General features: G+C 68.0%; 19 protein-coding genes. 9 read left to right on the top strand and 10 right to left on the bottom strand.

What is annotated here, in order from left to right; translation table 11 throughout:
• The first annotated feature begins 25 nt into the window (after positions 1-25).
• The 3 genes from ahpD (at position 26) to NJ1_RS29325 (ending at position 2,202) form a co-directional block, all read left to right on the top strand.
• A complete protein-coding gene (gene ahpD, locus NJ1_RS29315; protein ID WP_067700354.1) occupies positions 26-565 on the top strand; it encodes an alkylhydroperoxidase, AhpD family in 540 nt (179 codons plus the stop codon).
• Positions 566-742: 177 nt separating this feature from the next.
• Positions 743-1,489, top strand: coding sequence for an HNH endonuclease family protein (locus NJ1_RS29320; RefSeq protein ID WP_067700357.1), 747 nt, complete (start codon positions 743-745; stop codon positions 1,487-1,489).
• Between the two features lie 20 nt (positions 1,490-1,509).
• A complete protein-coding gene (locus NJ1_RS29325; protein WP_067700360.1) occupies positions 1,510-2,202 on the top strand; it encodes a PhzF family phenazine biosynthesis protein in 693 nt (230 codons plus the stop codon).
• Here the strand turns inward: NJ1_RS29325 and NJ1_RS29330 are convergent.
• The 4 genes from NJ1_RS29330 to NJ1_RS29345 form a co-directional block, all read right to left on the bottom strand.
• On the bottom strand, positions 2,199-3,212 hold the full coding sequence (locus NJ1_RS29330) for a M48 family metalloprotease (protein WP_067700363.1): 1,014 nt from the start codon (positions 3,210-3,212) through the stop codon (positions 2,199-2,201). The genes NJ1_RS29325 and NJ1_RS29330 overlap by 4 nt on opposite strands.
• A gap of 179 nt (positions 3,213-3,391) precedes the next feature.
• A complete protein-coding gene (locus tag NJ1_RS29335) occupies positions 3,392-4,615 on the bottom strand; it encodes an aminotransferase family protein (protein WP_067700366.1) in 1,224 nt (407 codons plus the stop codon).
• Between the two features lie 336 nt (positions 4,616-4,951).
• A complete protein-coding gene (locus NJ1_RS29340; protein ID WP_157574319.1) occupies positions 4,952-5,818 on the bottom strand; it encodes a DUF5134 domain-containing protein in 867 nt (288 codons plus the stop codon).
• Positions 5,819-6,402: 584 nt separating this feature from the next.
• Positions 6,403-7,392: a LacI family DNA-binding transcriptional regulator gene (locus tag NJ1_RS29345; protein WP_067700372.1), complete on the bottom strand. Its 990-nt coding sequence runs from the start codon at positions 7,390-7,392 to the stop codon at positions 6,403-6,405.
• Between the two features lie 148 nt (positions 7,393-7,540).
• Between NJ1_RS29345 and NJ1_RS29350 the strand changes: the two genes are divergently transcribed.
• The 4 genes from NJ1_RS29350 to NJ1_RS29365 all read left to right on the top strand — a co-directional run bounded on the left by NJ1_RS29350 (position 7,541) and on the right by NJ1_RS29365 (position 11,575).
• The gene (locus tag NJ1_RS29350) at positions 7,541-8,797 is read left to right on the top strand and encodes an MFS transporter (RefSeq protein WP_067700375.1); all 1,257 of its coding nucleotides are present in this window, start codon (positions 7,541-7,543) and stop codon (positions 8,795-8,797) included.
• Between the two features lie 24 nt (positions 8,798-8,821).
• The gene (locus tag NJ1_RS29355) at positions 8,822-9,670 is read left to right on the top strand and encodes an alpha/beta fold hydrolase (protein ID WP_067700378.1); all 849 of its coding nucleotides are present in this window, start codon (positions 8,822-8,824) and stop codon (positions 9,668-9,670) included.
• Positions 9,671-9,740: 70 nt separating this feature from the next.
• A complete protein-coding gene (locus tag NJ1_RS29360; protein ID WP_067700381.1) occupies positions 9,741-10,988 on the top strand; it encodes a lipase family protein in 1,248 nt (415 codons plus the stop codon).
• 131 nt (positions 10,989-11,119) lie between these two features.
• Entirely contained in the window at positions 11,120-11,575 is a 456-nt protein-coding gene (locus NJ1_RS29365; RefSeq protein WP_067700384.1) for a GNAT family N-acetyltransferase, read from the top strand.
• A gap of 12 nt (positions 11,576-11,587) precedes the next feature.
• On the opposite strand, the gene NJ1_RS29370 is transcribed toward NJ1_RS29365, so the two are convergent.
• Positions 11,588-12,232: a Pr6Pr family membrane protein gene (locus NJ1_RS29370; RefSeq protein WP_067700387.1), complete on the bottom strand. Its 645-nt coding sequence runs from the start codon at positions 12,230-12,232 to the stop codon at positions 11,588-11,590.
• A gap of 137 nt (positions 12,233-12,369) precedes the next feature.
• On the opposite strand from NJ1_RS29370, the gene hrpA reads away from it, so the two are divergent.
• Positions 12,370-16,626, top strand: coding sequence for an ATP-dependent RNA helicase HrpA (gene hrpA / locus NJ1_RS29375; RefSeq protein ID WP_067700390.1), 4,257 nt, complete (start codon positions 12,370-12,372; stop codon positions 16,624-16,626).
• Positions 16,627-16,766: 140 nt separating this feature from the next.
• Here hrpA and nrdR read toward each other — a convergent pair whose 3' ends face one another.
• From nrdR to NJ1_RS29390, 3 genes are all read right to left on the bottom strand, one after another.
• Positions 16,767-17,243 carry a transcriptional regulator NrdR gene (gene nrdR, locus NJ1_RS29380; RefSeq protein WP_067700394.1) on the bottom strand — a complete coding sequence of 159 codons (477 nt, stop codon included), beginning with the start codon at positions 17,241-17,243 and terminating at the stop codon, positions 16,767-16,769.
• A gap of 96 nt (positions 17,244-17,339) precedes the next feature.
• Entirely contained in the window at positions 17,340-18,548 is a 1,209-nt protein-coding gene (locus NJ1_RS29385; protein WP_245717632.1) for a hypothetical protein, read from the bottom strand.
• A 327-nt stretch (positions 18,549-18,875) separates the two neighbouring features.
• Positions 18,876-19,307 carry a hypothetical protein gene (locus NJ1_RS29390; RefSeq protein ID WP_157574321.1) on the bottom strand — a complete coding sequence of 144 codons (432 nt, stop codon included), beginning with the start codon at positions 19,305-19,307 and terminating at the stop codon, positions 18,876-18,878.
• Between the two features lie 291 nt (positions 19,308-19,598).
• Here NJ1_RS29390 and lexA point away from each other — a divergent pair, with 291 nt between their 5' ends.
• The gene (lexA, locus tag NJ1_RS29395; protein ID WP_067700561.1) at positions 19,599-20,288 is read left to right on the top strand and encodes a transcriptional repressor LexA; all 690 of its coding nucleotides are present in this window, start codon (positions 19,599-19,601) and stop codon (positions 20,286-20,288) included.
• Between the two features lie 386 nt (positions 20,289-20,674).
• On the opposite strand, the gene NJ1_RS29400 is transcribed toward lexA, so the two are convergent.
• Together NJ1_RS29400 and NJ1_RS29405 are read right to left on the bottom strand one after the other, a co-directional pair.
• Entirely contained in the window at positions 20,675-21,295 is a 621-nt protein-coding gene (locus NJ1_RS29400; protein ID WP_067700400.1) for a hypothetical protein, read from the bottom strand.
• Between the two features lie 237 nt (positions 21,296-21,532).
• Positions 21,533-22,480, bottom strand: coding sequence for an acyl-ACP desaturase (locus tag NJ1_RS29405; RefSeq protein WP_422615796.1), 948 nt, complete (start codon positions 22,478-22,480; stop codon positions 21,533-21,535).
• Between the last annotated feature and the right edge of the window lie 122 nt (positions 22,481-22,602).

The raw sequence follows: 22,602 nt of genomic DNA on the forward strand, positions 1-22,602 counted from the left end.
GGAATTCGCTCTAGGAGTACACGCTGTGACCATCGAGAACCTGAAGAACTCGCTTCCCGAGTACGCCAAGGATCTGAAGCTCAACCTCTCCTCGATCGCGCGCACCACCGTGCTGAACGAGCAGCAGTTGTGGGGCACCCTGCTGGCATCCGCTGCTGCCGGCAGGTCCGCCACCACGCTGCGTGAGATCGCCGCCGAGGCCGCCGACAACCTGTCGGCGGAGGCGTACAACGCCGCACTCGGCGCGGCGTCGATCATGGGCATGAACAATGTGTTCTACCGGGGCAAGGCCTTCCTGGGTGGTCGCTACGACGACCTGCGGGCCGGTCTGCGCATGCAGATCATCGGCACGCCGGGCGTGGACAAGGCCGACTTCGAGCTGTGGTCGTTCGCGGTCTCCTCGATCAACGGTTGCGCGCACTGCCTGGAGGCGCACGAGCACACCCTGCGCGAGGCCGGCGTCTCGCGTGAGGTGATCTTCGAATCGCTGCGTGTGGCCGCGATCGTGGCGGGCGTGGCCCAGGCCGTGGAGTCCACCGAGATTCTGGCCGGCGCAACGGTCTGAGTCCCGGAATCCGCCGCGTGCGGATGAACTCGAAGGGGTCGTGCACCTGACCAGGTGCACGACCCTTTTCGCCGTTTCCGGTGGCATCGATATCGCTTGCCGACTGTTAGCTGCAACCGGGTCACCGGTTGGCAACGATGACCGTTTCGTCCGTAATTCGCCCTTAGAATCCCCCGCATGCCCAAGCGACCGCGGACGACCGCCCGGCGGCGGTGGCGCAGATTCTCCTCCACAGCCGTGGTGTTGATCGCCGTGGGGGCCGCCGCGATCGCCCTGTGGCTCAATCGGGCGGAACCTACCGATTCCAGGCCTGTGGCCGCCGATCCCACCGGCACCAGGCTGCCCGATATAGCGGGTGCGCGCGCGGACCTCGAGCGACTGACCGTCGCCTGGAATCGCAATTGGGAATCCTACGAACGCGATGCCTTCGGCCCCGGCTGGTCCGGACGCGGCGGCGAGGCCGCGCTCGCGGACGGATGCACCGCGCGCGAGACGGTCATGAAGCGAGATCTGACGGAAACCCGCCTGGCCGAGAGCAATTCGTGCATGGTGCTCTCGGGGACGCTGAACGATCCGTATGCCGGTGAACGGTTGTCGTACGACCGGTTCAAGGCCTCCGATATCGAGATCGACCATGTGGTCGCCCTCGGTGACGCCTGGCGTTCGGGAGCCTCGCAGTGGAGTGCGCAGCAGCGTCAGCGGTTCGCCAACGACATCGGCAATCTGCTGGCCGTGCAGAAGCAGGCCAACCAGGACAAGGGCTCGAAAACCCCGGACCAGTGGAAGCCGCGCGAGGCGTTCCGATGCGACTACGCGCGCCGCTGGGTCGCGGTCAAGGCCCGCTGGGACCTCACCGTGCAGCCCACCGAGAAGAGCGCGCTGCAGGACATGCTCGCCACATGCGGGCCTCCCGTCGTTCGGTAACCATGGGTAAGCTCGTCCCAATGGGCACTCCCGAAAGTGATGGCACACAGATCGAGGTCGTCCGCGTGTTCACCGACGCGGCCGGCCGGTACGGCAATCTCCTGGGCATCGCCCGTGCGCAAGACGTGGTCGCGGTCGATCATCAGGCTCTGGCCGCGCGCATCGGCTACAGCGAGACCGTGGTGGTCGACACCCCGGCCGAGGACCGCGCCGCCATGCGCATCTACACCCCCACCGTGGAACTGCCGTTCGCCGGTCACCCCTCCGTCGGCACGGCCTGGTGGCTCGCCATGCAGGGCCAGCCGATCAAGGTGCTCGATGTCGCGGCCGGCCCGGTCGACGTCACCCTCACTGACGGCCTGACCTGGATTCGCGCCCGGTCCGAATGGGCGCCCAAGTTCACCTTCCACGAGTTCGGCAGCGCCGAGGAGATGGCCACCCTCGATCCCGCCGACTTCGCCGAGGGCGCACACTATCTCTGGCACTGGAGCGACGAGGCCCGCAGCTCCGTCCGAACCCGAATGTTCGCCCCCTCCATGGGAATTCCCGAAGACGAGGCCACCGGCGCCGCCGCCGTGGCCCTCACCGCCAACCTGCGCCGCGGCCTGAAAATCGTGCAGGGCAAAGGTTCTCAGATCTTCACCGAATGGGACTCCGACGGCTGGGTCCGCCTGGGCGGGCGCGTGGTAGCCGACCACCCGGTAGTGATCTAGCACCCAGCGGCATCACGGGCGCGGATCCGGGAGTCCACGACGCGGATTCGCTTCTCGATGAGCGGGTGGGTGCCGAGCAACGCCTCCATGCTCAGGACGACCTTCGCTTCCATCGGCCCGGTGAATCCCCACCTTTCCATCCGCTCAGCGTCCTCGTCACCGGCTCGCACGAGGCAGGTTCGGAGACCGGGACCGAATCCGAGATCGACGCTGACCCGATCCGCCCGATATTCGTCGTGGTGATGCAGTAGCAGCCGGATCACCCCCTGAACGACCAGCAGGATCCCGAACACGATCGACCACTCGAGCCCGATCGACCACATCACACAGACGGCAACACCGGCCGCCGTGATCAATGCGAGGTAGCGCCCGGCGATCCACTCGATCCGGCTCGGTTCGTGGCGCACCGCGTATTTCAGGTACCACGTCCTCCACCGGCGCGGCAGCCGTATGACCGTCATCAAGGGGCGGGAGTACCAGGTGAGGAGCTCGAGCCATCGCGATGCCGCCGATGTGAGATGGTGACCGAGCTCGTGACCGAGTACACCCTGCAACTCCGCCCGGGTGAGCTGCGCGAGCGCCGCGCTCGACACGACGATCGCAGAGCGCCCCACGACAGCCGTGGCACGAATGTCGCGATCGTGCTGAACCCACATCGTGTACTTCGTGGCGCGAACTCCGGCGGCCGAAGCCACTTCTCGCCACGCCTGGAACAGCTTTCGAGTGCCGGTGGTGGTGCCCCGGTACACCCGGGTCGCGCCGTTGATCTCCAGCAGCGCCGTGGGCCTCGTCCACCACAGTCCCGACAGCAGCCATGCGGCGACCAGAACGATCTCGAGCCCGCACCCGATCATTGCGCCGATCCGATAGAGCACCAGCCCTGGCAAGGTGGCCGCCGGGAGCGAGCAGAGCGCGGTCGCCAGGGCATGCCCACGACCTGTGATCCGCAGTGCGCGGCGGTAGCGGCGGCGATCGCGGAAGTTCGAGGATTCCAGCCGGAGTGGAGTCATGAGCGGCGCCCGAGAACGAGAAGTGGTGAATCTCCAAGGTACGCACCGGGGGTGGCGAGGTCGCGCCCCCAATTCTCACGGTATGCGGAAAGCCCGAGGGCCCGCGGACCGATCGAACGGTCCGCGGGCCCTCGAGTCCGGCCGGCCGGTTGCGCTCCGGCTCGGTCACTGGCGTTCGGTCAGCCCAGCGCCTTCGCGAAGCGCTCGGCCATCTCCGCCACCTGTGCCTCGGTGATGACGAAGGTCGGGGAGATCTGCAGGGCGCCCGCACCGGCCGCGCGGGTCGAGACACCGTGTGCACGGAGGGTTTTGACCATGCCGAGGGCTTCGGCGGGGTCGGCGAGCTGGATGGCGGCGACCGCGCCCAGGCCGCTGCGGACCTCGGAGACTCGGGCGTGATCGGCGAGCGGGGCGAAGTGCTCGTGCAGCAGCGCTTCCAGGTTCTTGCTGGCCTCGAGCAGGTTCTCGCGCTCGATGATGTCGAGGTTGGCGACGGCCGCCGCCGCCGCTGCCGCGTGGCCGCCGTAGGTGTAGCCGTGCCGCCACCACACGCCGCCGGAGAAGAACGGCTCGGCGATGCGCGGGGCGACGAAGACCGCGCCCATCGGGACGTAGCCCGACGTGAGGCCCTTGGCGGTGGTCATGATGTCCGGCTCGAGGTCGAAACGTGAAGAGGCGAACCAGGATCCGCCGATGCGGCCGAAACCGGTGACGACCTCGTCCGCGACGAACAGGATGTCGTTGTCGCGGCAGATCCGGCGGACCTCGGTGAGGTAGCCCTCGGGCGGCAGATACACGCCGCCCGCGCCGATGATGGGCTCGGCGAAGAACGCCGCGATCCGCTCCGCGCCGACCTCTTCGATCAGGGCGGTCAGCGATTTGGCCTGATCCCACTCGATGGTGCGGGCGTCGGGCATGAACTCGCCGTAGCCCTCACGGTTCGGCGCGAGGCCCGAGAGCGCGGTGCCCGCGACGTGCATACCGTGGTAGGCCTTCTGACGGCCCACCACGATGGTCTTGTCCGGACGGCCCACCTCGTGCCAGTAGCGGCGCGCCAGCTTGGCGGCGGTGTCGATGCCGTCGGAGCCACCCGAGGTGAAGAAGATCTTGCTGCCCGGCACCGGCGCGATGGCGGCGAGCCGCTCGGCCAGATCACGCAGTACCGGCGAGGCCAGGTCGCCGAAGTTCGAGTAGTGCGCGAGGTCGGTCAGCTGTTTGGCGACCGCATCGGCGATCTCGCGCCGGCCGTGCCCGACGTTGGTGAACCACAACCCGGCCGTCGCGTCCAGGTACTGATTCCCGGCCTCGTCCCAGATATAGGCGCCGTCACCGCGCGCCACCACGAATGCTCCATCGCGCTCCACCGCGCCCATATCGGCGAAGCCATGCCACAGCGAACCCATCAAGCACCTCCATCACACCGAGACCGGCCGCCCATCCGGGCAAAGCCGAAAAATCACCTGACCATCGAACCACCACGAAGCTGAACAGCTCGAACGACCCCCCGATCCCGGCGAGTTGCCGTCTCCATCACCAGGCACGCAACCCGCGCCCGACCGAGTCGCGTCCGGCCAAAATCAGCGGTCGCTCCGGCTCCGGCGACGCCGCCGGAATGACAGTCGCCGTCCCGCATTCGCGGATCCCCCGGGCCTCGACATGATCGCCTTCACCCCACACCGGCAACCGGCGCAGATATGCCCGCCACCGCATCGACGGCCGCGCACAGGTATCGCCCTACCTCATCCGACAGCGGCAGCCACCAGCATGAAGGCCGTTCCGAGGTCCATCACCAGATGGGGCACCACGGCGACCGAGCCGACTCCGACCGGATGGGGGAACACGTGCCGCAACATCCGCCGTACGGCGGGCACCGCCATGATCACCGCATCCGCCACGAACAACCCCGCCAAAGCCGCCATCACCCCGGGCGCCGGCCCGCCACCGTGCATGCCCGCCATCTCCTGCGTCCCCATATGCCCACTCATCGCGTACAACATCGCCAATGCCGCGAGCACGTGGTAGCCGAATGCCACGACACCCTCCCCCGGCATCGGCGCTCCCGCTCGGCTCACGGCATCACGCGCGGTCCGGTCGCCTCGCACACCGATTCCGATGCCGCGTGGAGTCCGGTCTGTCCTCGCGACCGTGCCGCCGTCACCTCGACGCGCACCGGCGTTGTCTCCGAACACGCTCCGCCACTGCATAATTCGCCCCACCAGCAATGCCACGTAGGCCACGGTCATCGCGGTGAGCACCCCGCGCACCGCGCGAGCATCCACCTGGGCCGGAAACACCAGCATGGCCAGCATCACCAGGCACATCACCAGATGAGCCGCATCGGACTCCCGATCGGCCACCCACCCCCGATGCACCGACACCAGCTCCCGCCCACCGGTCACTCCCGCTCCCACCGCCATGGACCGCACCGCGGTACCCGGCCCCGCCATCGCCCCCAGAGCTCTCTCCCCCACCCCACCCACCGGCCGCGCCCCGATCACCACCGCCCGCGCTCCCCCGAGCCGCACCAGCACGATCCCCGCCGCCACCACGAACGCCGCCACGGCCCCCCACCGCAATGCCCCGTACTCCAGCACGAATGTCACCACACCCCACCACCTCTCAGCGGCCCACAGCGTTCCTCCTCCATGCTCGCACCAACCCCGCCCCCACTACACCGCAACCGAGATCACAACCCCGCAAGATCCAGTCCCGCACCGAATCTCCAGACACGCGGGCTCGACCCGGCAACAGATCGCACGACTCTCGCCCATGCCGGACGTTCCCGCGCCGCCCGGCACAGCCATGCCCCGCCCGGCAATCTCGAGGCCGGCGGATTCGTGCTTCGCGCAGCAACCTTGGTCGCAGACCGCTGACTCCTCGGCTCCGATGCGATCCACCGGGAGCAGACACCCTGGGCCGTCGCGACTCCGCAACCATGGCTCGCGGGCGGTACGTCGATGGTGTTGCGGCGCATCGCCATGAGACTCGACGCCTGGGACGAGATCGACGCCGAAGCCCGCGCGATCACAGTTCAGCGCGTAGGCGCACATTCAACCGAGCAGGGTGGCGGTTTTCCTTGTCGATGGTGTGCGTGTGCCCACTCGGAGGAATCGACGACCGCACACGGCACCCGAACTCTGCGCATATCGCCGCTGCACAGCGCTCGCGAGCGGCTCTGCGGCGTTTCGGCTCACCGGGTGGATTCCCGGGCGATCAGGGTCCAGACCGGCCGCTGAGGCGCTCCGACTCGCGGTGCTGTGACGGATCCTGCGAGCTCGAGGATTCGCGCGGCGAGAGTGCGCGCCGGAACGTCGAGGTCGATGGCGATGGTGGACAGGGGCGGATCGGTGAGCGAGGCGGCGAGAATATCGTCGACGCCGATGATCGCCATCGAGCCGGGCACCGCGATGTCCCCGGACCGGCAGGCGGCCAGAACGGCAAGGGCCGCAAGGTCGTTGAACGCGGCGATCGCGGTGACCGCGGCCGCGCTCCAGGCGTGGAGGGCGGCTCGCGCGCCGTCCTCGCGATACCGCACCGTCGCGACCGCGGGCGCGGGCAGCCCGTGTGCGCGGCAGACCTCCCGGACCCCTTCGAGTCGCGGCGCGCAGAAGGCGCGTTCACGCGGATCCTCGACCGCGGCGAATCCGATTCGCGCGTGCCCGCGTTCGATCAGGTGCAGGGCCTGCATGCGTCCCACATCGTGTTGGTCGAGCCCAGCCGCTCGCACGAACTCGGACTCGAACACGTTGTCCAGCAGGGCGATTCCGGTAGCGCGGAGGGACCGCACATCAGCGGACGACAGCGCGCCGAAGGCGAGCACGACCGCGGGTTGAACGTGCTGCCACAGCTGCGCGAGCGGCCGGGCGGTGTCGTCGCCGTGCATGAAGACGCAGGCGTAGCCGGATTCGCCGAGCACGTGACTCAGGGTGATCTTGAATTCCTCCATCGCCTGCGCGACCGGAAAATCGGGCAGCACGCACAGCACCACATTGCTGCGCCCGCTACGCAGCGAACGAGCGGCGGCCGAGGGTACGTAGCCGAGCCGGCTCGCGGCCGCCAGCACGGCGTCGCGCGTCTCGGCGGGGATGCTCTGGTCACTGCGGGCGTTGAGCACGAAACTCACCGTCGTCTGCGACACCCCCGCCTCGCGTGCGACGTCCTTGCTCGTGACCCTGGCCATCTCACTCCCCACGCTCGTGTTCGGACGAGTCTATTGCGCCGCTGAGAGCTCGCGGCTAACCTCCACTAATACGTATTAGTGACTGGGGTCACGATCCCCGGATCGCGGCGATCACGCGATCCGCTCGTTCGTCAATCGAGGGAAAACCATGCTCGACGCGCAGGTTCCGGCCACACACGCTCGCTCCGACGGGCTCGGCCGACTGCTCACCCTTCTGCTCCCGGCGACCACGGCGCTGTGCGCGGTCTTCAACGGGATCCAGCAGATCCTGCTCCCGGCACAGGTCGAGGCACTCGATCCCGGATCCAAGGTCGCCACGCTCGCGGTGATGACCACGCTGGCCGCGATCTCCTCGATGCTGGCCCTGCCCATCGGCGGCGCGATATCCGATCGCACCGCATCGCGGCTGGGCCGGCGCTCCCCCTGGCTGCTGCTGATGTCCGCGCTCTCGATGCTCCTGCTGCTCGGCATGGGCTCGAGCACCACGATTCTCACCCTGACCATCGGATACGTGATCGTCTGGTTCACGGCGAACTTCCATCAGGGCGCGCTCACGGCGGTCCTGCCCGATCGGGTGCCGGTGGAGCGCCGCGGACTCGCCTCCTCGGTGATCGGTCTGGGCACCCCCGTGGGAATCCTGTTCGGCGTGAACGTGGCCAGCCGCACCGAACAGGTCTGGGGCTACGCGATTCTCGGACTCGGGCTGTTGTGCACCACCGTCGCGCTGGTCTTCGGCGCACGAGAAGCACCCTCCACCAACGCATTCCATCGCAGGGCACCGGCGGCCCGCACCGCGGATTCCGTGCGCGCGTTCTTCCAGGCGTTCGGCAGCAGGGACTTCCGGCTCGCCTTCCTGAGCAGGGCCACCCTGTCCCTGGCCTATTTCACCGTCAGCGGCTACCTGTTCTACGCGCTCCAGGACCACATCGGCACCGCGAACCTCCCACGCGGTGACGTCGCGATCGCGGTGAGCACGCTGTCCACGATCTCGGTGCTGACCTGGACCGCGGTCGCCGTGTTCGCCGGATGGCTCGCGGACCGGTTGGATCGGCGCAAATTGTTCGTCGGCATCAGTTCCGCCGGACTCGGCGCATCGATGCTCGTGCCGATCGTGAGCCCGACCTGGACCGGCATGCTCGTCTACGCGTTCCTGTCCGGGGCCTTCATCGGCAGCTACTTCGCCGTCGATCTCGCCGTCATGTCACTCGTATTGCCGGACAAGAACAATCAGGGCCGCGACTTCGCGATTCTGACCGTCGCCACCGGCCTGCCGCAGATCCTGTCCTCGGCGCTGGCCGGGGCCTTGATCGCCTGGTTCGGCGGCTATGTCGCCCTCTTCGTCTTCGGCGCGGTGTGCGCGTTCGCCGCCGGGCTCGTCATCATGCGGATCCGCTCGATCCGCTGACCCTCCACACGGAAAGGCAGTCCTATGCCGTACATCAGCACACCCGCCGGAGTGCGCCTGTACTACGACGCCCTCGGCGACCCCGACGGGCCGCCACTGGTGCTCGTGCAGGGCATGGGCGCACAGCTGCTGGGGTGGCAGCCGGGATTGTGCGCGCGGATCGCGGAACTCGGCTTCCGCGTCGTGCGCTTCGACAATCGCGACGTCGGGCTCTCCCAGAAGTTCCCCGAGGGCGGATACCAGCTCGCGGACATGGCCGACGACCTGGCCGGACTGCTGACCCGGCTCGGCATCGAATCCGCACACATCGTGGGGCAGTCGATGGGCGGCATGATCGCTCAGGAGCTGGTGCGCACCCGGCCCGATCTGGTGCGGACACTGGCTCTGCTCTATACCGCGCCGATCAGCCGCGACGCCCTGGGCGCGAAGGAGGCGAACACGGTGATCCAGGAGCGTTTCGCACTGCCGCGCGCCCGCGATCGCGACGAGGCGATCGAGCTCTACGTGCTGAACGAGGCCCCGTGCGCCTCGCCGGCCTATCCTCGCGACCTCGAATGGCTGCGAGAACTCGGCGGCCTGATGTACGACCGCGATTACGACCCGGACGGCGCGGTGCGGCACCTGGCGGCGGTCACGGCGTCCCCCGATCACACCGAGGCGTTGCGGGACATAGCGATTCCCACCACCATCCTGCACGGCGACGGCGATCGACTGATCGACTCCCGGTTCGCCCGGGTGCTGCACGACGCGATCCCCGGGTCCACGCTCACGGTGTTCCCCGGCATGGGCCACGAACTGCCGCGAGCCCTGTGGCCGGACATCGTCACCGCGATCGGTGACAACGCCGCGCTGACATCCCCACCGGGGCAGTGACACTCGTCCTCCCCCGTCCCACCCGGCACGACCGCACCGTCGCCGCCCTGCCATCGAACGGAATTCGTCCATGAACACCCGAAACCAGCACCACGCCTTCGTGCTTCGCGGACTGTGCGCCGCGGCGATGGCCGCCACCCTCGCGACCGGCAACCCGGCGCTCGCCGCACCCGCGGACACCACGGTCGCCACTCCCGACCTGGACCCCTTCTACGCGACGCCACCCGACCTCGACTCCTACCCCGACGGCGCGATCCTGCGATCCCGGGAATCGGCGCTGTTCGGCCTCCCGCTGCCGATCTCGGTGTGGCAGATCCAGTACAGGTCCAGCGATGCGCGCGGCGCGGCGACCACCGGCGTCACCACGGTGCTGGTCCCCGGCCTGCCGTGGACCGGAGCGGGCGCGCGTCCGGTGGTGAGCTATCAGATGGCCGAGGACGGCCTCGGAGTGCAGTGCGCCTCCTCGTACATGCTGCGGTCGGGCTACCAACCCGGCGCGCAGAACGATCAGACCAGCGAGGGCCCGCTGACCGCGCTACTGCTGCAACGCAATTGGGCGGTGGTCGTCTCGGATTACGAAGGGCCGCAGGAACGATTCCTCGATCGCGCGCAGGAGGCGCACAGCGCGCTGGACGGTATCCGTGCCGCATTGGCCTTCGCACCGGCGGGACTCGCGGCCGATTCCCCGGTCGCCGCGTTCGGCTATTCCGGCGGCGCGTTCGCCACGGTGTCGATGATGGAGATCCAGCCCGGGTACGCACCGGAACTGAACGTCACCGGTTTCGCCGCGGGCGGTATTCCGGCCGATCTCGTCGCGGGCATCCGGCACGACAACGGGACCGCCAACGCGGGCCTGGCCGTCTTCGCCACCGCGGCCCTGGACCGTCTGCGGCCGGACCTGAACATCGTGGATCACTTCGACGATGCCGGGCGGGCGGCGATCACGACGGCCGGCAACCAGTGCGTACAGCAGACCGTGGCCGACACCGCGTACCTTCGCCTGACCGACACCACCGGCTCCACCGACCCGGGCACCGTCCCGGCGCTCGTTATCGCAGCGGCACAGCAGAATCCGGGCCAGGCGGTCCCGACCGCACCGATGTACGCCTGGCACAGCACACTCGACGACGCACTGCCCATCGACGCCACCGACAGCCTCGTCGACCGATACTGTGCGGCCGGTGCGTCGGTCACCTACCACCGCACGGACGTCCCCCAGCACGCCCCGGCCGCCGTCGCCGAGCTGCCCGCCGTGCTGGACTATCTGGGTGAACGGCTCGCCGGAGCTCCGATTCACCCGGGGTGCCGCACCTTCTGATCCATATCGGCACCGTCTCGTCCATATCGGCACCGTCTCGCGCCGGTGGGCAACCGTCACTCCGAACTGATCGCGCACACCGCGCACAGGCGGCCCGCCGAACGACCGGACGGTATCGATAGCCTGGGCGCATGCGCATTGTCGTCGAGGATCTGACCGGGGCCGAGGTGATCGAACTGCTGCGCGAGCACGTGGCCGAGATGCTGGACAACTCCCCCGAGGACAGCATGCACGCGCTGGATCTCGACGGTATGCGCAAGCCCGAGGTCACCTGCTGGTCGGTCTGGGACGGCACGGAACTGGCGGGCTTCGGGGCGCTGAAGGAGCTCGATCCCACCCACGGCGAGATCAAGTCCATGCGCACGGTCGCGGCACGGCAGGGACGCGGGGCGGCCGCGCTGCTGCTGGGGCACATCATCGAGCAGGCGCGCGAGCGCGGGTATCGGCGGCTGAGTCTGGAGACCGGTGCGTCCGAGTTCTACGCGCCCGCGGTCCGGCTCTACGCACGACACGGCTTCACCCATCGCGGGCCTTTCGCCGACTACACCGAGGACCCGCACAGCGTCTTCATGACCAGGGAACTCTGACGCGCGAGCGGACTAGCTTGCCGGAGAACGACTCTCACCGCGCCCGATCAGGCGCGGTACCGCGCCGCTCATCGCCGCCACCAGCGCGGCCAGCAGCGCGAAGAGCGCGAACATCACGATCAGCCCGATGGTGAGCTTGCCGTACCCCTGATTTCGGGGGTCGATGAACGGGTACGGATACCAATCCACGATCGGCCCGCGGATCAGCGTGTACACGCCGTATACGAACGGGAACACCAGCCAACCGCCGATCAGCCGAGCCGAGAGCCGGAGGCCCGAGGCGATCAGCAACCAGTCGGCGACGATGACGATCGGAATCAGCCGGTGCAGCACGATATTGATCCACCGGTCCGTGAGCATGACGTCCACATCGGCCAGCAGCACCGCGTAGACGATGCCGGTGATCAGCAGGTAGAGCGTGGCCGCGCCGCGCAGCGCCTGCCAGCCCCGGCCGGCCGGATCTCGCAGGCCCCCGACCAGCAGCACGATCACGCCGAGAATGTTCGCCTCGATGGTGAAGTAACTGAAGAAATTGGTCATCGAGTAGTACGGATCGTCGATGCTGCGGATCGGGATCCATACCAGCGCGACGATGGCGAGCACCGCGAACGCGATGCGTAGTCCACGAATCCACCATGGCGTTCCAGCGCTGCTCATGCCCAGATGGTCGCACGACCTGCGCCCGAAACGGGGACGATACGCCGATACAGCACACATCCGGCAAGCCCTCGGGAACGCGCCGCACGACCGCGCCGCGCGCGGTGGGCAATGACTTCGCTACGCTTGACGGTGCAATGACCAGGACCGCCGCTACCGTTCGCGAGCTTCGCACCCGCCTGGCCGAGCTGTCGATTCGTGACGAATACCGCCTGCGTCGCCGACTCGACAAGGCCCGCGGCGAAGACCTCACCGCCCTCGAAGCCGAGATCGACACCGCGTCTCGCCGCGTCGACGCCCGGCGCGCCGCCGTACCCGCGATCCGGTACCCCGAACAACTGCCGGTCTCCGCGCGCCGCGACGATATCGCCGCGGCCATCGCCGAGAACCAGGTCGTGATCGTCGCGGGCGAGACCGGCTCAGGCAAGACCACCCAGCTGCCCAAGATCTGCCTGGAACTGGGACGCGGTATTCGCGGCACCATCGGCCACACCCAGCCGCGGCGACTGGCCGCGCGCACGGTGGCCGAGCGCATCGCCGAGGAACTGGGCACCGAACTGGGCGATGTGGTCGGCTATACGGTCCGCTTCACCGACCACGCCTCCGATCGCACCCTGGTCAAGTTGATGACCGACGGCATCCTGCTCGCGGAGATCCAGCGCGATCGACTGTTGCGCCGATACGACACGATCATCATCGACGAGGCGCACGAGCGCAGCCTCAACATCGACTTCCTGATGGGGTACCTCAAGCAGCTGCTGCCCAAGCGGCCGGACCTCAAGCTCATCATCACCTCCGCGACCATCGATCCGGAGCTCTTCGCTCGGCACTTCAGTGACGAGAAGGGCGCGCCCGCACCGATTGTCGAGGTGTCCGGGCGTTCGTTCCCGGTGGAGCTGCGCTATCGGCCGCTGTCGCTCGAGGTCCCGCAGGCCTCCGACGATCCCGACGACGAGGACACCCGGATCGTCGACCGCGATCCCACCGACGCCATCGGCGACGCGGTGCGCGAACTCCAGCAGGAGGGCGACGGGGACATCCTGGTGTTCCTGTCCGGCGAACGCGAGATCCGCGACACCGCCGACGCGCTGCGGGATCTGAAACTGCCGCGCACCGAGATCCTGCCGCTGTACGCGCGACTGTCGGTGGCCGAACAGCATCGGGTGTTCTCCGCGCACACCGGCCGCCGGGTCGTGCTGGCCACCAACGTCGCCGAGACCTCCCTGACCGTGCCGGGCATCCGCTATGTGATCGATCCGGGCACCGCGCGCATCTCGCGGTACTCCATGCGCACCAAGGTGCAGCGTCTGCCGATCGAGCCCGTCTCGCAGGCTTCGGCGCGCCAGCGCTCGGGCCGCTGTGGCCGGGTGGCCGACGGCATCGCCATCCGGCTGTACTCCGAGGACGATTTCGAGTCCCGGCCGCAATTCACCGAACCGGAGATCCTGCGCACGAATCTCGCGGCGGTCATTCTGCAGATGACCGCGCTGGGGCTCGGCAACATCGAGAGCTTCCCGTTCGTGGAGGCGCCGGACAACCGGGCCATTCGCGACGGCATCGCGCTGCTCGAGGAACTCGGGGCACTGGCCCGGCGCGGCGAGGCGCAGCCGGACCGCGAAATCCCCGACGCCGGACTGACTCTCACGCCCATCGGCCGAGAGATGGCGCAGATCCCGGTGGATCCGCGCATGGCCCGCATGCTGGTGGAGGCCAACCGCACCGGATGCCTGCCCGAGGTGCTGATCATCGTCGCGGCGCTCTCGATCCAGGACGTGCGCGAGCGACCGGTGGAATTCCAGCAGGCGGCCGATACCAAGCACGCCCGCTTCATCGTCGAGGGCTCGGACTTCCTGGCGTTCCTGCGACTGTGGGAGTACCTCGGGGATCAGCGCAAAGCATTGTCCTCCAACCAGTTCCGCAGACTGTGCCGCGATGAATTCCTGCACTACCTGCGCATTCGCGAATGGCAGGACCTACACGGTCAGCTGCGCACCATCACGCGGGGGTTGGGCTGGACCGGCGGCAACGAGCAGTCCGACGGACGCCGGGGCGACGACGACACTGGCGGTGCGACGGAATCGGGCGGCGAGCGCGAGGCCGGGGGCGGACGCGGACGGCGTCGGCGGGGTTCCGGCAGGAACTCGACCGGGGCCGGGCACGAGGCCGCCGACTCCCGGGCGAACGGATCCGGGGCCGACGGCGGCGGTGACCGGAATTCGCGCTCGGGTCAGCGCGAACGACCCAGCACACCCGAACCCGGCGGGGGCCGAGGCGGACTTTCCGCGCTGACCGCGAAACTCGCCGAGGCGGACGAGTCGCTGCCGTGGGACGTGAGGTCGATCCATCAGGCGCTGCTGGCCGGCATGCTCTCGCATATCGGTGTGCGAGAAGCGGAGTCGCGGGAGTTCCTGGGCGCGCGCAATGCGAAGTTCATGGTCTTCCCCGGGTCCTCGCTGGCCAAGAAACCGCCGCGCTGGGTGATGGCCGCCGAACTGGTGGAGACCTCCCGGCTGTGGGGGCGGATGGTCGCGCGGGTCGAACCCGAATGGGCCGAGCAGCTGGCCGGGGATCTGGTCAAGCGCACCTATTCCGAACCGCACTGGTCCGCCAAACGTGGTGCGGCACTCGCCTACGAGCGGGTCACGCTGTACGGCATTCCGCTGGTCACCCAACGCCGAGTGGACTTCGGACGAATCGATCCGGAGCTGTCGCGCGAGCTGTTCCTGCGCCATGCGCTGGTGCAGGGCGAATGGCAGACGCGGCACGAGTTCTTCGCGCGCAATCGCGAACTGCTCGAGGACGTGGCCGATCTCGAACATCGGGCCCGGCGGCGCGACATCCTGGTCGACGACGAGGTGCTTTTCGAGTTCTACGACAAGCGCGTCCCGGCCGACGTGGTGTCGGTGCGGCACTTCGATTCCTGGTGGCGCAAGGCGCAGCGCAAGGATCCCGAGCTGCTCGACTTCACCGCGTCCACCATCGTGAACGAGGATGCGGCGCTGCTGGATCCGACCGCGTACCCCGACAGCTGGCGACAGGGCGAGCTGAGTTTTCCGCTCACCTACCAATTCGAGCCGGGTAATGCCGATGACGGTGTCACCGTGCACATTCCGGTGGCTCAGCTGGCGCACGTGCGGGCGGTCGGCTTCGACTGGCTGGTGCCCGGCATGCGCGAGGAGCTGGCCGGGGCGTTGATCAAGACCCTGCCGAAGCAGTTGCGGCGCATGGTCGTTCCGGCCCCCGACTTCGCGAAGGCCGCGCTGGCGCAGTTGACGCCGCGCGCCGAACCGCTGCGCACCGGTCTGTCCCGGGAGCTGACCCGATTGGGCTCGGTCACCATCAACGGCAACGATATGGACCCGGCGGCGCTGCCGGATCATCTGCGCATGACCTATGCGGTGACCGACGGCGCGGGCGCCATCGTCGACCGCGACAAGAGTCTGGCCGCGCTGAAAACCCGGCTCTCGGCGCAGGTGTCGAAGTCGGTGGCGCGCGCGACCGCCGCCTCCGAACGCGCACCGGCGGCGGTGTGGACCTCCGAATCGCTCGGCACGCTCGAGCCCACCGTGCGCCGGCAGGTCGGCGGTCAGACGATCACCGGTTATCCCGCACTGGTTTCCGAGGGCGGGGGCGTCGCGGTCCGCGTGCTCAGCTCTCCCGGTGAGCAGGCCGCGGCCATGCGGACGGGCACCCGCGCGCTGCTGTTGAACGCGCTGCCCACCTCCGCGCGCGCCGTCACTGCGGGACTGCCACCCGCGGATCGCCTTGCGCTGAGCCAGAATCCGTACGGCTCGCTGGACGGGCTGCTCGAGGACTGCCGCGCGAGCGCCGCCGACGAGTTGATCGCCGCGGCGGGCGGACCCGTACGCACCCCGGAGCAGTTCAAGGCGCTCGTGGAGAAGGTCCGGCCGAAGTTCTCCGACACCGTCGTTCGTATCGTGCGCTCGGTGGTCCCGGTTCTGGCCGAGGCACACCGGGTGCGGGCCGCACTGGCCGACACCCGCGATCGCGACGCCGCCGAGGATGTCACCCACCAGCTCGACGAGCTGGTGTTCCGGGGCTTCGTCTCCGAATGGGGCAGCGTCCGGCTCCGGGAGGTGCCGCGCTATCTCGAGGGCGCCCGGCTGCGGCTGGAGGCGCTGCCCGCCGCCGCGAACCGCGACCGGCAGGGCATGATCGAGCTCGATCGCGTGCACGCGGTGTACGAACGACTGCTCGCCTCGCTACCGGAGGGCCGCAAGCACGGCCGCGATATCACCGAAATCTGGTGGATGATCGAGGAATTGCGTGTCAGCCTCTTCGCCCAGCAGCTCGGTACGCCGTATCCGGTGTCCGCCAAGCGCATCGAGAAGGCGATCGACATCGCGCGCAAGCCGCCCGCCCAGAAGCGCTGAGCGCCAGCCACATTCGGGCCCGCCGCTCGCTCACCCGAAGTCGCCGGACGCCAGCGCACATCGGGACACGGAGTTCACCCGAAAACACCGCCCCGCAACCGAGTACGGGTGCGGGGCGGGGCTCTCGGTGACGGCGCCGATCAGTCGGCGGCGACGCCTACCGCATGCTCCTCGCGGTGCTTGCGCAGTTCGGCGATCTCTCGCTCGAAATCCTCGGCGGAGCTGAAGGATCGGTACACCGAGGCGAAACGCAGGTAGGCCACCTCGTCCAGGTCGCGCAGCGGGCCGAGAATGGCCAGCCCGACCTCGTGGCTGGGCACCTCCGGCGCGCCCTTGGCGCGCACCGCGTCCTCCACCTGCTGCGCGAGCAGGTTGAGCGCATCGGAGTCGACCTCGCGGCCCTGGCAGGCGCGGCTCACACCGCGAATGACCTTCTCGCGGCTGAACGGCTCGGTGACCCCGCTGCGTTTGACCACCGACAGGATCGCCGTTTCGACCGTCGTGAACCGTCGCCCACACTCGGGACAGGCACGCCGCCTTCTGATGGCGGTGCCTTCCTCGGCCTCACGGGAGTCGACCACCCGAGAATCAGGGTGACGACAGTACGGGCAATGCATCCGGGATCCTTCGTCGATTCCTGGGGTCCACAGCAACCTCGAGGATACCCGGACGGACGCGGTCATTGTGCGCCCGCCCGGTTCATCGGCCGTAAATCAGCTAGTCAGCTGCCATTGCGCGGTCAGATCGGCGAGCAGATCCGGCAGCCGCGCCAGCATTCGGCCCTGCGCCAGTTTCGCCGAGAACGGTTCGGCGAGAACAGGTCTCGCGACCGCCTGGTCGGCCGAGAGCTCCAGGTAGCGGGGCAGCAGGTCATTGGTGATGTAGTGCCAGCGGGTATCGCGATCAGCCCAGTTGAAGTTCGGGAGTGGCGCGCGCAGGGAGAGGGAGCCCACGCTGATCGTGACGGGCGCGAACACGCCCGGCGCACGGACGCCCGGAACGGCCGCCTTACCCGCGATGGTGCTGACATAGGTCATCACCCGGCCCATGACCCCGCGCCCCTGGGAGGTGACGTCCCACTGGTCGGCGATGATCTGATTCTGCTCCCGGTCGGTCATGCGCAGGGCGGCGTCGGCGAGGCCCTCGGGGGTGCCCTCGGCGATCTCCCGCCACGCGGTGACGGCGTTCAGATCCAGCACGCCGGCTCGGTACATCTCCTCGACACCGGCGAGTCCTTCGGCCGCGAACGCCTCGTGCATGGGCACCTGGTCGATGAAGATGTGCTTCTGCATGATCATCAGCCGCGTCTGGAACCAGGTCAGGTCCGCGGCGGTGAGCCGCTCCCCCTCGGTGCCCAGCAGCCGGAGGTCGGTGGGCAGCAGGTTCAGCAGTTCGGGGGGCGTGCCGCGCAGCAGGTCCGCGACGGCGCTGCCGAGCTGATGGATGCCCGGCACCGAGATGATCGAGGCCACATCGCCCATATCGAAGAAGCCCGAGGCGAACGATCCGCCCGCCAGCCCGGCCAGGCCCAGCCAGTAGTAGTCGGGATGGGCGTTGTTCAGCCGCAGATAGTTCACGTAGACCTGGACGAAGGTGGCGGAATTGGCCGGCACGCCGCGTTCGGGCTCCCATGCCGCCAGGTCGATACCGGCATTGGAGGTCGCGACGCTCAGCCAGTACTGGTGCAGGAGGGTGGCGTAGCGCTGTGGCGCCACGCCCGCCGCGCGCGCCTGGTCCAGGGCCGTGCGAAGTTCCGCGGGATCCAGTGGCAGGGCGGGATCGAGGCCGCCGCCCCCGGAGCCGTCGCCATTGGTCGACGGCAGATCGAGATACGCGGTGTACGCGCCCTCGGCGTGCGCCGCCGGTGCGGACATCGACCCCAGCATCAGGCAGAGCAGGATTCCCGCCAGCCGAATGACCACCGATACCCGTCGTGATCCACCACTCCTGTGCCCACCACTCCTGTGCCCACCGCTGCTGTGCCCACGCCGGCTGTGCCCACCGCTGCCCCGACCGCCACTGCCCCGTCCGCCACTGTTGCCCTGCGTCATTCGGTCCCCTGTTACGACGCGCGCCGGTCCACCAGGGGCCGGCGCGACTGTTGCCTCTGTCACATCAGGGGGCACGCTAGCAACGCGTTTCAGTTTTCAATCAACATTTACGGCCGCACCTTCGGCCGTGCGCCATCGCGCGAATCTCACCCGGGTCGAACCGGTTATACCGGGGCAAACGCCCCAGCCTCGCTCCGGCTAACGCGCGGGAGCGGGCACCAGCTGGACCACCGGGGTGGTCGCGGTGCCGACATCACCGGCGCGCAGTTGTGCCAGGCCGAGCAGGCCCGTGACCGCCAGCGCGCTCACGAGGGCGGCCACGGCGAGCGAGGCGAAGCCGACCTGGGCGCGCTGCACCCGGCTGAGCGGATGCATGCCGCGCGCGCGGACGATGGCGGGCCGGTCGATGATCCGGCCCAGCAGCGCCCGTTCGTGCTCGCGGACCACCGGACGCACGCGCGCGCGGCAGGGACGGTGGCCCGCGTCGAGATGCCACGACACACCGGAGACACGCTCGGGAGCACGACCCGAGCGCAGTTCCCGCGGGATGCTGTCGAAGCCGAGATCGCTTCCGGGCGTGGCTGATTCATCACGTGTGATGGCGTCGAATTCGCTGACCACAGTGCGCATCGAACAAACCTCCATGCTGAGAGACCGGTTGACTCTGGACGTGTGACTCGCTCATGTGTTCGAAGAACTGATGTTCGAATTTCTACCACGCCGGACCGACAATGTCAGCTATCCACGCGACATGCGTCGAACAGATGTTTGATCACCGGCCGTGCGCGGTCTACAGTCGAGGCACTGGTTCCGAAGGAACGAATTCCGGTGAGACACAGCAGTGAACGGAGGACGGCGGCGGTGAGCGAACACGGCGGCGCAGACGGTGACAACGGACCTGTCGGTCTCGCCGGAGACGGCATCGAAACATCCGGCAACGGCACGGATCTCACGGTCCGGCAGCGCAAAGTACTGGACGTCATCCGGTCCTCGGTGAGTGACCGTGGCTATCCGCCCAGCATCCGCGAGATCGGTGATGCCGTCGGGCTGACCTCCACTTCCTCGGTTGCACACCAACTACGCGCCCTGGAGCGTAAGGGGTACCTGCGCCGCGACCCGAATCGTCCGCGCGCCGTGGATGTTCGAGGCCTGGACGAGACGGCGTTGCGCGCCACGGACGGCGTGTCGAAGCTACGCGCGGTACGCACCGAGGCGGACGACTCCGGTCAGCACCCGACCCCCACCTACGTTCCGGTCCTGGGCCGGATTGCGGCCGGTGGCCCGATACTGGCCGAACAGGCCGTGGAGGACGTGTTCCCGCTGCCGCGCGAGCTGGTCGGCGAGGGCTCGCTGTTCCTGCTGAAGGTCGTGGGTCAATCCATGATCGACGCGGCCATCTGTGATGGCGACTGGGTCGTGGTGCGCCAGCAGAACGTCGCCGACAACGGAGACATCGTGGCCGCCATGATCGAGGGCGAGGCCACCGTGAAGACGTTCAAGCGCACCGGTTCCCAGGTGTGGCTGATGCCGCACAACCCCCTGTTCGAGCCGATTCCGGGTAACGACGCCCAGATTCTCGGCAAGGTCGTCACGGTCATCCGCAAGATCTGACCGTGCCCGCGCTGACGTGACCCGGCGGCCGCCCGCAGACCGGCCGCCGGGTCACGACAGTCGCATTCGGCCTTACCGTCTCCGGGCAGCCTCAGCCCGAGCGCACGAATCGGTGTGCCGACCCCGGCGAGCCGAGTTCCACGAATCCGATCCGGACCTCACGGTCCTCCCACGCGAGTCGATCAGCGCCGAGATCGGCGTGGCGATTCTCGGCGGCGAGTGAACATGGCGGGGTGCCGGGCGGACGCGGATCAGCCGGTGCCCGATGCGGGGAGGTCGGCCGCATCGCATTCGACGATTCCGCGGCGGAACCGATCGGCGAGGCGGGACTACCCCGGTTCGTCAGCGGCGCTTCACGATCGGGCACCGAGCCGTACGCCCAGTGATCAGGGAAGTTGCCGGCCGGTGTCCGGTTCGGAGTCGGGGTCCGGCGGGGGCGGGACGCGCGCGATCAGAGTGGTGACGGGTTCGGGGTCGGCGGACGGGGCCGGGATGACCTCCGTGGTGGCGGCGATCGGCGGGGCCGTTTCCACCGGCGGGGCCGCCGGGGCCGGATCGAGACCGACGCCGCGATAGAAACCGAGCATTTCGTACTGGCCGCCGATCGAGAGGGCCGCCGAGTTCTTGTCGTGCGCGATGAACCCCTGATTCGCACCGATCACCCGGCGCAGAGATTCCAGCCAGCGATGATCGAGAACGCGGCAATCCGCCCACGGAAAGTATTCCAGGCCGGTGCGAAGGAAGAAGCGATCGCCGATCCGCGCTTGACGCAGCAGGTCGAGCAACCAGGCATCGATACGAGTGGGCTGGGCATTGCGGTAGATCCGGGAATGCGGTGCGACACTGCCGCTCGCGAATTCACCGAAAGCGCTCAGCAACTCCACCGGAAACTCATCGACCCGGACGAAACCGACGACATCGAGTCCCTGGAGCTGCTCCGGAAGTTGTGCGGCCAATCGGCGCTCGTCATGCAGTTTGAACTTCCGATTGATGTTCTCGGTGCGCATTTGTCTCCGTTTTCCAGCCACTCCTCTCGAAAACCCTAGCATGAACCCAACCGTTTCAGATCATGTCGATCAGACGTCCAAGTGGACTCTCAGGCACCGTCCGCAATGAACCCGCAACTCATAGTTCCGCTGCTGATCGATACCGTTATGTGTCACCCCCATTCACGTTCGACGGGGCCCGCACGGAGTGCCGAGACCTGCATGACCGCGACCTGCGACACCGAATCATGTTTCCGATCAGACGGATTCGCGTTCGCGCCGAGCGGCGTCTCGAGCCAGCGCACGATCTCGCTGCTCCTCGAAACGCACCACATCGGTTCGCAGTTTCTCCAGGAAGGTGCCGAGTTCGTCGAGAACTTCCGCTCCGCGCGGGCTGAAATCATTTCGTTCGAAAATGTTCCATTTGCGAAGCACCGGCTCGATCACCTCTTCCAGATGCTGCCGCAGATCGTAGATACCGTGCTTGGCAAGCAACACGCTGTTGCGCCGGAAGTCGGGCATGCCGGCGCCGGGCATCGTGAAGTTGCGGATCACCGCGGAGATGGCCGCGAGCGCGTCGTCCGGAACCAGATCCAGTGCCGCGCCACAGATATTGCGATAGAAGACCATGTGCAGGTTCTCGTCCGTCGCGATGCGGGTGAGCATGCGGTCGGCGATCGGGTCGTCGCAGACCCGGCCGGTATTGCGGTGCGAGACGCGCGTGGCCAGTTCCTGGAAGGTCACATACGCGACGCCGGGCAGGACGCTGTGGTCACCGGTGCCGTTCGGATTGTCGACGCCCTGCTCCATACAGATCATCCGGGCTCGCTCGAGTGCGACCGGATCGACGCCGCGGGTGACCACCAGATAGTCGCGAATGGCGATGCCGTGCCGATTCTCCTCCGCGGTCCAGCGATCCACCCAGGTGCGCCAGGTGCCGTCCCGGGAAAAGGCATCGGAGATGAGGCGATGATAGGAGGGGAGGTTGTCCTCGGTGAGAAGATTGGTGATCATCGCGGCGCGCGCGACCTCACCGAGCCTGGATTCCCCGGGGGCCCAATCGGTTCCGCCCATCGCGGCGAAATTGCGCCCTTCGTCCCAGGGCACGTAGTCGTGCGGATGCCATTCCTTGGCCATGGACAGATGGCGGTCGAGATTCTGCTCGGCTACCGGTTCCAATTCACGAAGCAATTGCACGGGAGTCATGGATTTCGCCACGGTTACGTCCTGCCTTCGATATCGACGGCTCGACCCTCCAACGCGAGCGTACCCGGATATCCGGTGAATCGCTGTGCCGCCGAGGGCCGACGACGGTCCGGCAGACGACC

Source organism: Nocardia jejuensis NBRC 103114 (assembly GCF_001613145.1).
GTDB classification, from domain to species: Bacteria; Actinomycetota; Actinomycetes; order Mycobacteriales; family Mycobacteriaceae; genus Nocardia; species Nocardia jejuensis.

Excerpts from the sequence above, each read along its gene's own strand:
- NJ1_RS29355 (WP_067700378.1), top strand. The coding sequence starts at position 8,822 with ATGCCGTACATCAGCACACCCGCCGGAGTGCGCCTGTACTACGACGCC.
- NJ1_RS29330 (WP_067700363.1), bottom strand. The coding sequence starts at position 3,212 with ATGACTCCACTCCGGCTGGAATCCTCGAACTTCCGCGATCGCCGCCGC.
- NJ1_RS29345 (WP_067700372.1), bottom strand. The coding sequence starts at position 7,392 with ATGGCCAGGGTCACGAGCAAGGACGTCGCACGCGAGGCGGGGGTGTCG.
- NJ1_RS29335 (WP_067700366.1), bottom strand. The coding sequence starts at position 4,615 with ATGGGTTCGCTGTGGCATGGCTTCGCCGATATGGGCGCGGTGGAGCGC.
- NJ1_RS29405 (WP_422615796.1), bottom strand. The coding sequence starts at position 22,480 with ATGACTCCCGTGCAATTGCTTCGTGAATTGGAACCGGTAGCCGAGCAG.
- nrdR (WP_067700394.1), bottom strand. The coding sequence starts at position 17,243 with ATGCATTGCCCGTACTGTCGTCACCCTGATTCTCGGGTGGTCGACTCC.
- NJ1_RS29370 (WP_067700387.1), bottom strand. The coding sequence starts at position 12,232 with ATGAGCAGCGCTGGAACGCCATGGTGGATTCGTGGACTACGCATCGCG.
- NJ1_RS29400 (WP_067700400.1), bottom strand. The coding sequence starts at position 21,295 with ATGCGCACCGAGAACATCAATCGGAAGTTCAAACTGCATGACGAGCGC.
- NJ1_RS29325 (WP_067700360.1), top strand. The coding sequence starts at position 1,510 with ATGGGCACTCCCGAAAGTGATGGCACACAGATCGAGGTCGTCCGCGTG.
- NJ1_RS29350 (WP_067700375.1), top strand. The coding sequence starts at position 7,541 with ATGCTCGACGCGCAGGTTCCGGCCACACACGCTCGCTCCGACGGGCTC.
- NJ1_RS29360 (WP_067700381.1), top strand. The coding sequence starts at position 9,741 with ATGAACACCCGAAACCAGCACCACGCCTTCGTGCTTCGCGGACTGTGC.
- NJ1_RS29365 (WP_067700384.1), top strand. The coding sequence starts at position 11,120 with ATGCGCATTGTCGTCGAGGATCTGACCGGGGCCGAGGTGATCGAACTG.
- NJ1_RS29320 (WP_067700357.1), top strand. The coding sequence starts at position 743 with ATGCCCAAGCGACCGCGGACGACCGCCCGGCGGCGGTGGCGCAGATTC.
- hrpA (WP_067700390.1), top strand. The coding sequence starts at position 12,370 with ATGACCAGGACCGCCGCTACCGTTCGCGAGCTTCGCACCCGCCTGGCC.
- NJ1_RS29390 (WP_157574321.1), bottom strand. The coding sequence starts at position 19,307 with ATGCGCACTGTGGTCAGCGAATTCGACGCCATCACACGTGATGAATCA.